This window comes from Streptomyces ruber (genome assembly GCF_014648075.1).
Taxonomy (GTDB): Bacteria; Actinomycetota; Actinomycetes; order Streptomycetales; family Streptomycetaceae; genus Streptomyces; species Streptomyces ruber.
Window position 1 is genome coordinate 742340 of sequence record NZ_BMQK01000003.1, and the last position, 15832, is coordinate 758171.

General features: G+C 76.0%; 2 protein-coding genes. Both read left to right on the forward strand.

Features of this window, described 5'->3' with window-relative positions; genetic code table 11:
* Nucleotides 1–123: 123 nt before the first annotated feature.
* Nucleotides 124–14043, forward strand: coding sequence for a type I polyketide synthase (locus tag IEZ04_RS11380; RefSeq protein WP_189216608.1), 13920 nt, complete (start codon nucleotides 124–126; stop codon nucleotides 14041–14043).
* Nucleotides 14044–14104: 61 nt separating this feature from the next.
* A partial coding sequence (locus IEZ04_RS11385) for a type I polyketide synthase (RefSeq protein WP_189216609.1) occupies nucleotides 14105–15832 on the forward strand: 1728 nt, incomplete at its 3' end.

A 15832-nucleotide genomic window follows, 5' to 3' on the forward strand; every position in this document is an offset into this window, starting at 1 on the left:
CGATTACCGGAACAAGGCCGTTCGTTGATTTCCACGAGGAGGCCCCTGCCTACGATCCATTCGCAGAGTTGCCTCAATGCCTTGGGGTTTCGGTCGAATCAGCCGGAAGGGTAGTCGAGCGCGATGACGAACGAGCAGCACCTTGGGACGTCCGCGGCGCGTGCGGGAGGCGACGAGGCCATCGCGGTCGTCGGAGTCTCCTGCCGGCTGCCCGGCGCCGACGGTCCCGCGGGCTTCTGGGAGTTGCTGAGCACCGGCACGAGCGCCGTGACCGGGGTGCCCGAGGGACGCTGGCGGCCGGTGACCGCCGGGCCCGGGGCCGAGGAGGCCGGCGAGGGTTCCGGATCGGCCGATGCCGGTGCCGGGGAGGGCGCCGACTCCGGCGAGGACGCCGGTTCCGGGATGCGCCGGGGCGGTTTCCTCGACCGCGTCGACACCTTCGACGCCGCATTCTTCGGCATCTCCCCGCGCGAGGCCGTCACCATGGACCCGCAGCAGCGGCTGGTGCTGGAGCTGGCCTGGGAGGCGCTGGAGGACGCCGGGATCGTGCCGGCCGCGCTGGCGGGCAGCCGGACGGCCGTCTTCGTCGGCACCCTGCGCGACGACTACTCCGCCCTGCTGTACCAGCACGGTGAGCGGGCGATCACCCAGCACACCATGGCGGGCGTCAACCGCGGTGTCATCGCCAACCGGGTCTCGTACCACCTGGGACTGCGCGGCCCGAGCCTGACGGTCGACTCCGCCCAGTCCTCCTCGCTCGTCGCCGTCCACCTCGCCTGCGAGTCGCTGCGGTCGGGGGAGTCGGAGGCGGCCGTCGTGGCCGGCGTCAACCTCAACATCCTCGCCGAGAGCGCGGTCAGCGAGGAGCGCTTCGGCGGCCTCTCGCCGGACGGCACGGCCTACACCTTCGACGCCCGCGCCAACGGGTTCGTGCGCGGCGAGGGCGGCGGCGCCGTCATCCTCAAGCCGCTGGCCCGCGCCGTCGCGGACGGCGACCGCGTCTACGGAGTGATCCTCGCCAGCGCCGTCAACAACGACGGTGCCACCCCCGGGCTCACCGTCCCCGACCGCGCGTCCCAGGAGCAGGTGCTGCGCGAGGCGTACGCCAAGGCCGCCGTCGACCCCGCGACGGTGCAGTACGTCGAGCTGCACGGCACGGGCACCCCGGTCGGGGACCCGATCGAGGCCGCGGCGCTCGGCGCGGTCCTCGGCGCCGGCCGCGCCCCCGAGCGCGCGCTGCGGGTCGGCTCGGTGAAGACCAACATCGGCCACCTGGAGGGGGCCGCCGGCATCGTCGGCCTCATCAAGGCGCTGCTGGCCCTGTCCCACCGTACGATCCCGGCCAGCCTCAACTTCGAGACACCGAACCCGCGCATACCGCTGGCCGAGCTCGGCCTCCGGGTGCAGAGCACGCCGTCCGCCTGGCCCGAGCCCGACCGCACGCTGCTGGCCGGTGTGTCCTCCTTCGGCATGGGCGGCACCAACGCCCACGTCGTCCTCGCCGAACACCCGGCGCCCGAGCCCGCCCCCGCGCCCCGCCCGGCATCCGGCCCCGCGTCCGAGCCGTCCCCCGTCCCCTGGGTCGTCTCCGGCCGCACCACCGCCGCACTCCGCGACCAGGCCGCGCGCCTGCACGCCGCCGTCACCGCCGACACGTCGCTCGACCCGGCGGACGTCGGACTGACCCTCGCCGCGCACCGCACCGTCTTCGAGCACCGCGCGGTCGTCCTCGGCGACGGCCGCGACACGCTGCTCGAAGGGCTCGCCGCCCTCGCCGCGCTCGCGCCCGCCCCCGGGGTCGTCACCGGCACCGCGCGCCCCGGCGGACCCGCCCTGGTCTTCACCGGCCAGGGCTCCCAGCGCGTCGGCATGGGCAGCGGACTGCGCCGTGCCTTCCCGGTGTTCGCCGAGGCCTTCGACGAGGTGTGCGCCCACCTGGACCCGCTGCTCGACCGCCCGCTGAGCGAGGTGATCGACTCCGGCGACGGCCTGGACGACACCGGTTACACCCAGCCCGCGATCTTCGCCGTGGAGGTGGCGCTGTACCGCCTGGTCGCCTCCTGGGGCGTCGTCCCCTCCTTCGTGGCCGGGCACTCGATCGGCGAGATAGCCGCCGCCCACGCCGCCGGGGTGCTCTCCCTCGACGACGCGGCCCGCCTGGTGGCGGCCCGCGGCCGACTGATGCAGGCCCTCCCGTCCGGTGGTGTCATGGTGGCCGTCCGGGCTGCCGAGGAGGAGGTGGCGGAGCTCCTCGCCGACGAGCCGGCGGCCGCGGTCGCCGCCGTCAACGGCCCGCTGTCCACGGTCGTCTCGGGAGCGGAGGAGGCGGTCGAGCGGATCACCGCCCGGCTGTGCGCCCAGGGCCGCACCGTCCGCCGGCTGACCGTCTCGCACGCCTTCCACTCCCCGCTGATGGACCCCATGCTGGCGGACTTCCGCCGGGCCGTCGCGGACCTCACCTTCCACGAGCCCACCGTGCCGGCCGTCTCCACCGTGACCGGCCGGCCGGTCGGACCCGGCGAGTGGTCCTCGCCCGAGTACTGGGTGGAGCAGATCCGCCGGCCCGTGCGGTTCCTGGACGCCGTACGCGCCCTGGAGGCCGCCGGGGCCCCCACCCTCCTCGAACTCGGCCCCGACGGAGTCTGCTCGGCGATGGCCGTCGAGGGCCTCGACGACACGGACGCCACGACGCCGGTGGCCGCGCTGCGTTCCGGCCGCCCGGAGCCCGCCACCCTCCTCACCGCCGTCGCCACGGCCTTCGTGCGGGGCGCGGACGTCGACTGGCCGGCCGTACCGGCGGTGGAGGGCGGCCGCAGGGTGCCGCTGCCCACGTACGCCTTCCAGCGCGAGCGGTACTGGGTCACCGGCACCGCCCGCGCCGCCGCCCTGCCGCAGGACCTCCCGGCGCCCGAGGCCGCCCCGGCCCCCGCCCCCGCCGCCGTGACGGCCGACCTCGCCGACCTGACCGGCCTGGTCACCGCGCAGATCGCCGCCGTACTGGAGTACTCCGGGGACCGCCGCGTCGAGCCGCACACCAGCTTCAAGGAGCTCGGGTTCGACTCGCTGATGTCGGTGGAGCTGCGCGACGCGCTGTCGGCCGCCACCGGACTGCGCCTGCCCAGCGGACTCCTCTTCGACCGCCCCACGCCCGCCGCGCTCATCGAGCACCTGAGCACCCTGCTCGCGGGGGAGAGCGCCGCGACCGACGACGTGGCGCCGGCCGCCGAGGCGTCCACGGAACCCATCGCCATCGTGGGCATGGCCTGCCGCTACCCGGGTGGCATCGCCTCGCCCGAGGACCTGTGGCGGCTGCTCGCCGACGGCGGCGACGCGATCTCCGGCTTCCCCACCGACCGCGGCTGGGACGAGGAACTCTTCGACCGCGACCCGGGGAAGAACGGCAAGAGCTCCGTGCGCGAGGGCGGCTTCCTGCACGACGCCGCCCTGTTCGACAACACCCTCTTCGGGATCTCCCCGCGCGAGGCGCTGGGCATGGACCCGCAGCAGCGGCTGCTGCTGGAGACCGCCTGGGAGGCCCTGGAGCGGGCCGGCCTGGACGCGGACACGCTGCGCGGCTCCCGTACCGGCGTGTTCGTCGGCGCCACGGCCCTCGACTACGGCCCCCGGATGCACCAGGCCCCCGACACCGTGGAGGGCCACGTCCTGACCGGCACCACCCCCAGCGTGATGTCCGGGCGCATCGCCTACCAGCTCGGACTCGTCGGCCCGGCCGTGACCGTCGACACCGCCTGCTCGTCCTCGCTGGTGGCGCTGCACCTGGCGGTACGGTCGCTGCGCTCCGGGGAGACCACCCTCGCCCTGGCGGGCGGCGCCACCGTGATGTCCTCGCCCGGCATGTTCGTGGAGTTCTCCCGGCAGCGCGGCCTCGCCGCCGACGGACGCTCCAAGTCCTTCGCGGCGGGCGCCGACGGCACCTCCTGGGCGGAGGGCGTGGGCCTGCTGGTGGTGGAGCGGCTCTCCGACGCCCGGAGGAACGGCCACCCGGTGCTGGCCGTCATCCGCGGCTCGGCCGTCAACCAGGACGGCGCGAGCAACGGCCTCACCGCGCCCAGCGGCCCCTCCCAGGAGCGCGTCATCCGCCAGGCCCTCGCCGACGCCGGCCTGGCCCCCGCCGAGGTCGACGCGGTCGAGGCGCACGGCACCGGTACGAAGCTCGGCGACCCCATCGAGGCCGAGTCGGTCATCGCCACCTACGGGCAGGACCGCGAACACCCCCTGTTCCTGGGCTCGCTGAAGTCGAACATCGGCCACACCCAGGCCGCCGCCGGCGTGGGCGGTGTCATCAAGATGGTGCAGGCGATGCGCCACGGCGTGCTGCCCCGCACCCTCCACGTGGACGCGCCCACACCGTTCGTGGACTGGGAGTCCGGTGCCGTCGAGCTGCTCACCGAGGAGACCGAGTGGCCGCGCACCGACCGCCCGCGCCGCGCCGCCGTCTCCTCGTTCGGCATCAGCGGCACCAACGCCCACGTCGTCGTCGAGCACGACCCGGCCGACGAGCCGGCCCCCGCCGCCCCCGACCGCCCGGAGCCGGCCACGCCCGCCCCCTGGCTGATCACCGCCCGGGACGACGCGGCCCTGCGCGCCCAGGCCGCCCGGCTGCGCGACCACGTCGCCGCCACCGGCGCCCACCCCGCGGACATCGGCTTCTCGCTGGCCACCACGCGCTCCCGCCTCGACCGGCGGGCCGTCGTCCTCGGCACCACCCCCGACACCTTCCTGGCCGGGCTCGACGCCCTCGCCCACGGCACCGACGCGCCGGACCTGGTGACCGGGGACGTCGCGGGCACCGGACGCACCGCCGTCCTGTTCACCGGGCAGGGCGCGCAGCGCAACGGCATGGGCCGCGAACTGTACGAGACGTCCCCCGTGTTCGCCGCCGCCCTCGACGAGGTCTGCGCGGCCCTCGACCCGCACCTGCGGCGCCCCCTGCGTGACGTGCTGTTCGCTCCCGCCGACAGCGAGGACGGCGCGCTGCTGCACCGCACCGCGTACACCCAGCCCGCCCTGTTCGCGGTCGAGACGGCGCTGTTCCGGCTGCTGGAGCACCACGGCCTCACCCCCGCCCTGCTCGCCGGGCACTCCATCGGCGAGCTGACCGCCGCCCACGTCGCCGGTGTCCTCTCGCTCGAGGACGCGGCCCTGCTCGTCGCGGCCCGGGGACGGCTCATGGAGTCGGCCCGCACCGGCGGCGCCATGATCGCGATCGAGGCCGAGGAGGCCGAACTCGCCGACGACCTCGCCCGCCACGCCGGCACGCTCGCGATCGCCGCCGTCAACGGCCCGACCGCCCTGGTGATCTCCGGCGACGAGGACGCGGCCGAGGAGGTCGCCGAGCGCTGGCGCGCGCAGGGCCGCCGGACCCGCCGGCTCCAGGTCAGCCACGCCTTCCACTCGCCCCACATGGACGACGTCCTGGAGGAGTTCCGCACCGTCGCCGAGGGGCTGACCTTCCACCCGCCGCGCATCCCGATCGTCTCCACCGTCACCGGCGAGCTCGCCGACGCCGCGGCCCTCGCCTCACCCGGCTACTGGGCCGGGCAGATCCGCGGCACCGTCCGCTTCCTGGACGCGGCCCGCGCCCTGGAGCGGCACGGCGCCACCGTCTTCGTCGAGGCGGGCCCCGAGGCCGTCCTGACCTCCATGGTGCGCGACAGCCTGTCCGGCGAACCGGCGGCGATCCCGCTGATGCGCGGCGGGCGCCCCGAGCAGCGGACGCTGGCCACCGGACTGGCGGCCGCCCTCACCCGGGGCGCGCCCCTGGACCCCGGCACGTTCTTCCCCGGCGCCCGCCGCGTCGACCTGCCGACGTACGCCTTCCAGCGCGCCCACTACTGGCTCGCCGCCGACACCGGCACCACCGACGCCCGGGGCCTCGGCCTCGACCCCGCCGACCACCCGCTGCTGTCCACGGCGGTGGAGCTCGCCGGACGCGAGGACCGGCTCCTCACCGGCCGCATCGGCACCGCGGGCCACTCCTGGCTGGCCGACCACACCATCGGCGGCACGGTCCTGCTCCCCGGCACCGCCTTCCTCGAACTCGCCCTCACCGCGGGCGGCCGGCTCGGCGCCGAACGCGTCGAGGAGCTCACCCTCGAAGCGCCGCTCGTCCTGCCCGCCCAGGGCCCGGTGCGCCTCCAGGTCGCCGTCGACGCCCCCGACACCTCCGGTGCGCGCCCCTTCGCGGTGTACGGCCGCCGCGACGGCGCCCCCGACGACGACCACCCCTGGACCCGCCACGCCTCGGGCGTCCTCGCCCCGGCCGGCGAGCCCGCCGACGTACCGCAGGAGGCATGGCCGCCGCAGGGCGCCACCGCCCGGTCGCTCGACGGCGTCTACGAGCGCCTCGCGGACCTCGGCTACCACTACGGGCCCGCCTTCCAGGGGCTCACGGCCCTCTGGCACCGGGACGGCGACCTGTACGCCGAGGTGACCCTGCCCGAGGAGCAGCACACGGACGCCGACCGCTTCGCCGCCCACCCGGCGCTCCTCGACGCGGTCCTGCACCCCCTGGTGCTGCACGCCGCCGACCTCGCGGGCGCCGACGCGGCCGACGCGATCCGGCTGCCGTTCTCCTGGGGCGACACCGTCCTGCACGCCACCGGGGCGACCACCCTGCGCGTCCGCATCTCGCCCACGGGCACCGACACCTTCTCCCTGACCGCCACCGACACCGCCGGCCAGCCCGTCGTCACCGTCGACTCGCTGGTGCTGCGGCCCGTCCCCCGGGACCGCCTCACCCCGGCCGACGAGGGCCCCGCCGCCCTGTACTCCGTGGAGTGGACGGCGCTGCCCGCGCCCGCCACGGCTCCCGCCGCGGTGCGGATCGCGGAGGCGCTGAACGGTGAACTGCCTCACGGGGAGGACACGGACGGCACGGACCTCGACGCCGTTCTGGTACGTGTCGACCGGCTCCTCACCGAGAACACCGAGAACGCCGAGAACGCCGAGAACACCGAGAACACCGAGAACACCGAGAACACCGGCCGGGACGAGGCCGCCGCGGCCCACGGGACCGCGGCCGCCGCGCTCGGCCTGATGCAGCGCTTCCTCACCGACGAGCGCTACGACGACGCCCGCCTGGTCCTCGTCACCCGGGGCGCCGTCGCGGCGGCGCCCGGCGAGGACGTCACCGCACTGGCGAGCGCCCCCGTCTGGGGCCTGGCCCGCGTGGCCCAGTCGGAGAACCCGGGCCGCCTGGTCCTGCTCGACATCGAACCGGGCGCCGCCGCCGACACCGCCGGTACGGAGGCGCTGATCGCCGCGGCCCTCGCCACGGACGAACCGCAACTCGCCGTGCGCGGCGGCCGGCTGACGGTCCCGCGCATCGCCCGGACCACCCCCGCCGCCCCGGACACGGACACCGCACCGGCCCTCGGCGCCGCGGGCACCGTGCTCGTCACCGGCGGTACGGGCGGCCTCGGCGCCCTGTTCGCCCGGCACCTGGTGGAGACGCACGGCGTACGGCGGCTGCTGCTGGTCAGCCGCCGGGGTGCGGACGCGCCCGGCGCCGGAGAACTGGCGGCGGAGCTGCGGGAGTCGGGTGCCGAGGTGGCCTTCGCCGCCGCCGACGTGGCCGACCGTGCGGCGCTCGCCGGGGTGCTGGACCGTTTCGGCCCGGACGACCCGCTCACCGCGGTCGTGCACACCGCCGGTGTGCTGGACGACGTGCCGTTCGACGGGCTGACCCCGGAGCGGCTGGACGGTGTGCTGCGGCCGAAGACCGACGCGGCCTGGCACCTGCACGAGCTGACCCGGGACCTGCACCCGGCCGCCTTCGTCCTGTTCTCCTCGGTCTCCGGTCTCCTCGGCACCGCCGGACAGGCCAACTACGCCGCGGGCAACGCCTACCTGGACGCCCTCGCCGCCCACCGCAGGGCACAGGGACTGCCCGCCGTCTCGCTCGCCTGGGGACTGTGGGACGGCACGCACGGCATGGGCGGCACGCTCGGCGACGCCGACCTCGCCCGCTGGCGCCGCACGGGCATCAGCCCGCTCACCCCGGAGCACGGACTCGCCCTGTTCGACCGGGCACTCGCGCAGGGCCCCGCCCTGAGCGTCCCCGTCGCCCTGGACCTGTCCGTGCCGCGTGCCCGCGGCGACGAGGCCCCGGTCCTGCTGCGCCGGCCCGGCGGCACCCGTCCGCGCCGCACCGCGGCCCGCGCCGCGCAGGGCGCGGGCGGCGACTGGGCGGAGCGCATCGCCGCACTGCCCGCGGAGGCGCGCCACGACACGGTGCACGACCTGGTACGGAGCACGGTCGCGTCCGTCCTCGGCCACGCCGACGCGGGCACGCTCGACCCGCGACGCGCCTTCAAGGACCTCGGGTTCGACTCGCTCGCCGGTGTGGAACTGCGCAACCGCCTCAACGCCGCGACCGGACTGCGGCTGCCCACCACGGCCGTCTTCGACCACCCCTCCGCCCAGGCGCTCGCCGACTTCGTGCTCTCCCGGGTGTCCGACACCCGCCCCGCCACGGCCGCCCCCGCACCCCGTACCGCCGTGTCCGCCGACGAGCCGATCGCGATCGTCGGCATGGCGTGCCGCTTCCCCGGCGGCGTCGCCTCGCCGGAGGACCTGTGGCAGCTGGTGCTCCAGGGCACGGACGCGGTCACCGAGTTCCCCACGAACCGCGGCTGGGACCTGGAGGCGCTGTACGACCCCGACCCCGAGCGGACCGGCACCTCGTACAGCCGGCACGGCGGGTTCCTGCACGACGCCGACCTGTTCGACCGCGAGTTCTTCGGCATGTCGCCGCGCGAGGCCATGGCCACCGACCCGCAGCAGCGCCTGCTGCTGGAGACGGCGTGGGAGACCCTGGAGAGCGCCGGGCTCGACCCGGCCGGGCTGCGCGGCTCCCGTACCGGCGTGTTCACCGGGGCCATGTACGACGACTACGCCTCCCGGCTGTCCGAGAGCCCCGCCGAGTACGAGGGGTTCCTGCTCGCCGGCAACCTCTCCAGCGTCGTCTCCGGCCGCCTGTCGTACACGTACGGCTTCGAGGGCCCCGCGGTGACGGTGGACACGGCGTGCTCCTCGTCGCTGGTCGCCCTGCACCTGGCGGCGAACGCGCTGCGGGCGGGGGAGTGCGACCTCGCCCTGGCCGGCGGTGTCACGGTGATGGCCACCCCCACCCCGTTCGTGGAGTTCGCCCGGCAGCGCGGGCTGTCCGAGGACGGCCGCTGCAAGTCCTTCTCCGCGCGGGCGGACGGCACGGGCTGGTCGGAGGGCGTCGGCCTGCTGCTGGTCGAGCGCCTGTCGGACGCCCGGAAGAACGGGCACAAGGTGCTGGCCGTGGTCCGTGGCTCGGCGGTCAACCAGGACGGCGCGAGCAACGGCCTGACGGCGCCCAACGGACCCGCCCAGGAGCGGGTGATCCGGCAGGCACTCGCCAGTGCCGGTCTCTCGCCCGCCGACGTGGACGCCGTGGAGGCGCACGGCACCGGCACCCGTCTCGGCGACCCGATCGAGGCGCAGGCGCTCCTGGCCACCTACGGGCAGGACCGGGAACGGCCGCTGCTGCTCGGCTCGCTGAAGTCCAACATCGGTCACGCGCAGGCCGCCGCCGGTGTCGGCGGTGTGATCAAGATGATCGAGGCCATGCGCCACGGGGTCCTGCCCCGCACCCTGCACGCGGAGGAGCCCTCCCCGTTCGTGGACTGGGAGTCCGGCGCCGTCGAACTCCTCACCGAGGAGAGGGAGTGGCCGGAGACCGACCACCCGCGCCGCTCCGCCGTCTCCTCCTTCGGGATCAGCGGCACCAACGCCCACGTCATCATCGAACAGGCCCCCGAGTACGACACCGAGCCCGCTGCCCAGGAGGAGACCCAGCAGCCGCCCGCGGTGCCGGTCGCGCCGTTCCTCGTCTCCGCCCGTGGCGCCCAGGCGCTCCAGGCCCAGGCGGCCCGGCTCGCCGCGCACGTCGAGGCCCGTCCCGACGTGAGCGTCGGCGACCTCGGCCACTCGCTGGCCACGACCCGCGCCCTGCACGGCCACGCCGCCGCCGTCCTCGCCGGGGACCGCGAGCAACTGGTCACCGCCCTGCGGGCGCTCGCCGACGGGGAGCCCTCGCCCGCTGTCGTCCACGCCGGCCGGGCACCCCGCGGCAAGACCGCCTTCCTGTTCACCGGACAGGGCTCGCAGCGGCTGGGCATGGGCCGCGGACTGTACGCCTCCTCCCCGGTGTTCGCCGCCGCGTTCGACGAGGTCGCGGCCCATCTCGACCGCCTCCTCGACCGCCCCCTCAAGAGCGTGCTCTTCGCCCCCGAGGACTCCGCCGACTCCGCCCTGCTCGACCAGACGGCGTTCACCCAGGCCGCCCTGTTCGCCCTGGAGACCTCGCTGTTCCGGCTGGCCGAGCACCACGGGCTCACCCCCGACTACCTGCTCGGCCACTCCATCGGCGAGGTGACCGCGGCCCATCTGTCCGGTGTGCTCGACCTGCCCGACGCCTGCGTGCTGGTCGCCGAGCGCGGCCGGCTGATGCAGGCCGCCCGCGAGGGCGGGGCGATGGCGGCCCTGGAGGCGTCCGAGGACGAGGTGCGCGCCACCCTCGACGGGTACGGCGACCGGGTGACCGTCGCCGGCGTCAACGGCCCCCGCTCCACCGTCATCTCCGGTGACGCCTCCGCCGTCGACGAGCTGACCGCCCTGTGGCGGGAGCGCGGCAGCCGCACCAAGCGCCTGCCGGTCAGCCACGCCTTCCACTCGGCGCACATGGACGACGTCCTGGACGAGTTCCGCACGGTCGCCGAGGGACTGACCTTCCACCCGCCGCGCATCCCGGTGGTCTCCAACGTCACCGGCGCACTCGCCACGGCCGGACAGCTCACCTCGCCCGACTACTGGGCGTCCCAGATCCGCGGCGCGGTCCGCTTCCTCGACGGCGTGAGGCTGCTGGCGGCCGAAGGCGTCACCGAGTGGCTGGAGCTCGGCCCGGACGGTGTCCTCACGGCCCTCGTCCAGGAGTCCCTCACCACCGAGGCCGGCGCCCTCGCCCCGGCGCTGCGCCGGGGACGCGACGAGAACCAGACCTTCGCCGCCGCCCTCGGCCTGCTGGCCGCCCGCGGCGCCCGGCTGCGCTGGGACGCCGTCTTCCCCGGCGCCCGCACCGCCGACCTGCCCGGCTACGCCTTCCAGCACCAGCGGTACTGGATCGAGGACCCCGCCCGCCCCGACGGGGACGCCGCGGGCCTCGGCCTGACCGCCACCGGCCACCCGCTGCTCGGCGCGGCCGTCTCCCTCGCGGACCGCGACGAGCACGTCATCACCGGCCGCCTGTCGGTGCGCACCCATCCCTGGCTGGCCGACCACGCCGTCGGCGGCGTCGTCCTGGTGCCCGGCACCGGACTGCTCGAACTCGCCCTCCGGGCCGCCGACCAGCTCGGCACCCCCGGCGTCGACGACCTCACCCTGGCCGCGCCCCTGATCCTGCCCGAACGCGGCGCCGTACAGGTCCAGCTCGTCGCCGAGGCCGCCGACGAGGGCGGCGGACGCCCGGTGCGGATCTACTCCCGGCCGACCGGCACGGGAGGCACGACCGGCACGACCGACGGCGACTGGACCCTGCACGCCCAGGGCCGGCTCGGCACCGCCACGGAGCGGACCGCGGCGGACGACCTGACGGCCTGGCCGCCGCCCGGCGCCGCCGAGACCGACCTGACCGGCGTCTACGAGCGGCTCACCGAGCACGACTACGCCTACGGCCCGGCGTTCCGGAACCTGCGCCGCCTGTGGACGACGGACACCGATCTCTACGCCGAGGTCGCCCTGGACGAGGACCGGCGCGCCGAGGCGGCCCGGTTCGTGCTGCACCCCGCGCTGCTCGACGCCGCGCTGCACTCCCTGCTCCCAGGGGTCGCCGGTGACGACGGCCGCTCCCTGCTCCCCTTCTCCTGGTCCGCCGTCACCGTGGCGGCCACCGGCGCCGTGACCCTGCGGGTCCGCCTCGCGTTCCAGGGCGGCGACGCCGACTCGCCCACCGTCCGCCTGACCGTGGCCGACGGCACCGGCGCGCCCGTCGCGACCGTCGAGGAGCTCTCCCTGCGGCCGCTGTCCGCCGGGGCGCTCCGGGCGTCCGGTGCGGGAGAGGGCCTGCTGCGCCTCGACTGGACACCCCTGCCGGACGCGCCGGGCGCCTTCGACCCGGCCGGCTGGGCCGTGCTCGGCGAGCCCGGCTCCCTCGGCTCCCTCCTGGACGCGGCCCGCGGTCATTCCGACGCCGCGGCCCTCGTCCGGGCCCTGGAGCAGGGCGGGACGGCACCCTCCGGCGTGCTGCTGCCCGTACCCGCGCGGCCGGCCGCCGGCGCGGAGCTGCCCGACCTGCTGCGGGACGCGGCGCACCGGGTCCTGGCGGACGTGCAGACCGTGCTGGCCGACCCGCGGCTCGCCGACACCCGGCTGGTCGTGGTGACCCGGGGCGCGGTCGCCGCCGGACCCGGCGAGGACGTCACCGACCTGGTGCACGCCCCGGTGTGGGGACTCCTGCGCTCCGCGCAGACCGAGAACCCCGGGCGTCTGGTGCTGCTCGACACCGACGCCACCGTGGACGGCAACGTGCTGGCCCGGGCCGCGTCCGGCGACGAACCGCAGCTGGCGGTCCGCGAGGGCCGGCTGCTGGTCCCGCGGCTCGCCCGCACCCGGCCCGCCGGTGAGCCCGACGGGGACGCCCCGCGCTGGGACCACGGCACCGTGCTCATCACCGGCGCCACCGGCGCGCTCGGCGCCATCGCGGCCCGGCACCTGGTGGAGCGGCACGGCGTACGGCGGCTGCTGCTGGTCAGCCGCCGGGGTGCGGACGCGCCCGGCGCCGGAGAACTGGCGGCGGAGCTGCGGGAGTCGGGTGCCGAGGTGGCCTTCGCCGCCGCCGACGTGGCCGACCGTGCGGCGCTCGCCGGGGTGCTGGACCGCTTCGGCCCGGACGACCCGCTGGGGGCCGTCGTGCACACCGCCGGTGTGCTGGACGACGTGCCGTTCGACGGGCTGACCCCGGAGCGGCTGGACGGTGTGCTGCGGCCGAAGACCGACGCGGCCTGGCACCTGCACGAGCTGACCCGGGACCTGCACCCGACCGCCTTCGTCCTGTACTCCTCCGTGGCCGGACTGCTGGGCACCGCCGGGCAGGCCAACTACGCCGCGGGCAACACCTTCCTCGACGCCCTCGCCGCCCACCGCCGGGCCCAGGGACTCCCCGGTCTCTCGCTCGCCTGGGGACTGTGGGGCGAGACCGGCTCCATCGCCGGTCACCTCGGCGAGGCGGACCTGCGCCGGCTGGCCCGCTCGGGTCTGCTGCCGCTGGCGAGCGGCGAGGCCATGGACCTGTTCGACGCCGCGCCCGCCACCGGCGAGCCGGTGCTCGGCGTCAGCCGCCTCGACACCGCCGCGCTGCGGGCGTCCGGCGGCGTCCCGACGCTGCTGCGGGCCCTGGTGCCCGCCACCGCGCCGCGCAGGACGGCCGCCGCGGCGGGGGCCACCGGCGACGGCGGCGGGGAGGGGCTCGCGCAGCGGCTGGCCCCGCTGTCGCCCGCGGAACGCGAGCGGACGCTCACCGCCCTGGTGTGCGCCCGGGTGGCCGCGGTCCTCGGCCACACCGGTGCGGACGCCGTCGACCCCGACCGGGCCTTCCTGGAACTCGGCTTCGACTCGCTGACCGCCGTCGAACTGCGCAACCAGCTCAACGCCGCGACCGGTCTGCGGCTGCCCACCACCACCGTCTTCGACCACCCCACACCGGCGGCGCTCGCGGCGAACCTCCTCACCCAGCTCGTCGTGGACACCCCGCCCGGCGAGCCGGTCCTCGCCGAGCTGTCCCGGCTCAGGGCCGCGATCGAGGAGTCCGCCTCGGACGCCGACGCCCACCGGCGGATCACCGCACAGCTGCGCGAGCTGCTCGACGCGGCGGACCTCGCGCACGGCGGCCCCGGGTCCGCCGGCGGGAAGGGCGAGAACGGCGAGAGCACGGACGACCACCTGGACACCGCCTCCGACGAAGAACTGTTCGCCCTCGTCGACGAACTCGACTGAGCGCGGCGCTCCCGACGGCACCAGAAGCCATCGACCACACCACGAGCAGGAGTTGAGAACCATGGCGGACGAGGGGAAGCTCCGCGACTACCTCAAGCGGGCCATCGCGGACGCCCGCGACGCGCGCAGGAAGCTGCGCGAGGCCGAGGACCGGCAGCGGGAACCGATCGCGATCGTGGGAATGGCGTGCCGCTATCCCGGCGGCGTCGCCTCCCCGGACGACCTGTGGGAACTGGTGCGCCAGGGCACGGACGCGGTCACCGGGTTCCCCACCGACCGCGGCTGGGACCTGGAGGCGCTGTACGACCCCGACCCCGACCGGGTCGGCACCTCCTACGGCAGGCACGGCGGGTTCCTGCACGACGCGGGCCGGTTCGACCCGGAGTTCTTCGGCATGTCGCCGCGCGAGGCGGTCGCGGTCGACCCGCAGCAGCGCCTGCTCCTGGAGACCGCGTGGGAGACCCTGGAGAGCGCCGGCGTCGACCCGGCCGGGCTGCGCGGCTCCCGTACCGGCGTGTTCACCGGTGTGATGTACAGCGACTACGGCTCCCGTCCGCACCTGCCCCCGGACGACGTGGAGGGCTACCTGTTCAGCGGCAGTGCGGGCAGCATCGCCTGCGGCCGCCTCGCCTACACCTACGGCTTCGAGGGCCCGGCGGTGACGGTGGACACGGCGTGCTCGTCCTCGCTGGTGGCCCTGCACCTGGCGGCGAACGCGCTGCGGGCGGGGGAGTGCGACCTCGCCCTGGCCGGCGGCGTCACCGTCATGTCCACCCCGGTCGCCTTCGTGGAGTTCTCCCGCCTGCGGGGCCTGGCCGCGGACGGCCGCTGCAAGTCGTTCTCCGCGCAGGCGGACGGCACGGGCTGGGCGGAGGGCGTGGGCCTGCTGCTGGTCGAGCGGCTCTCCGACGCCCGCCGCAACGGGCACAAGGTGCTGGCCGTGGTGCGCGGTTCGGCGGTGAACCAGGACGGTGCGAGCAACGGTCTGACGGCCCCGAACGGCCCGTCCCAGGAGCGGGTGATCCGGCAGGCGCTCGCGAGCGCGGGGCTGACGGCCGCCGACGTGGACGCGGTGGAGGCGCACGGCACCGGCACCCGGCTCGGCGACCCGATCGAGGCCCAGGCCCTGCTCGCGACGTACGGGCAGGAGCGCGAGAAGCCGCTGCTGCTGGGCTCTCTGAAGTCCAACATCGGCCACGCGCAGGCGGCGGCCGGCGTGGGCGGTGTCATCAAGATGGTGCAGGCCATGCGTCACGGCGTCCTGCCCCGCACCCTGCACGCGGAGGAGCCGTCCCCGTTCGTGGACTGGGACTCCGGCGCCGTGGAGCTCCTCACCGAGGAGAGGGAGTGGCCGAAGACGGACCACCCGCGCCGCTCCGCCGTCTCCTCCTTCGGCTTCGGTGGCACCAACGCCCACGTCATCCTCGAACAGGCACCGGAGGAGGAGCGGGCCGACGCCCCGGACGGCTCCGAGGCCCCCGCCGTCCGCCAGGAGCAGCCGCTGACGGGCGCGACACCGGTGCCGTGGCTGCTGTCGGCCCGCACGCCGCAGGCACTGGCCGCGCAGGCCCGCAAGCTCCTCACGGTGGCCGAACGGGACGGCGTCACCACGCTCGACCTGGCCCACTCCCTCGCCACCACCCGCAGCCACTTCCCCCACCGCGCGGCGGCCGTCGGCACGGACCGGGACGGACTGCTCGCGGGGCTGCGGTCGCTGGCCGAGGGTGCGCCGGCGGCCGGGGTGGTCACCGGGGTGCGCTCCCAGGGCCGTACGGCGTTCGTGTTCTCG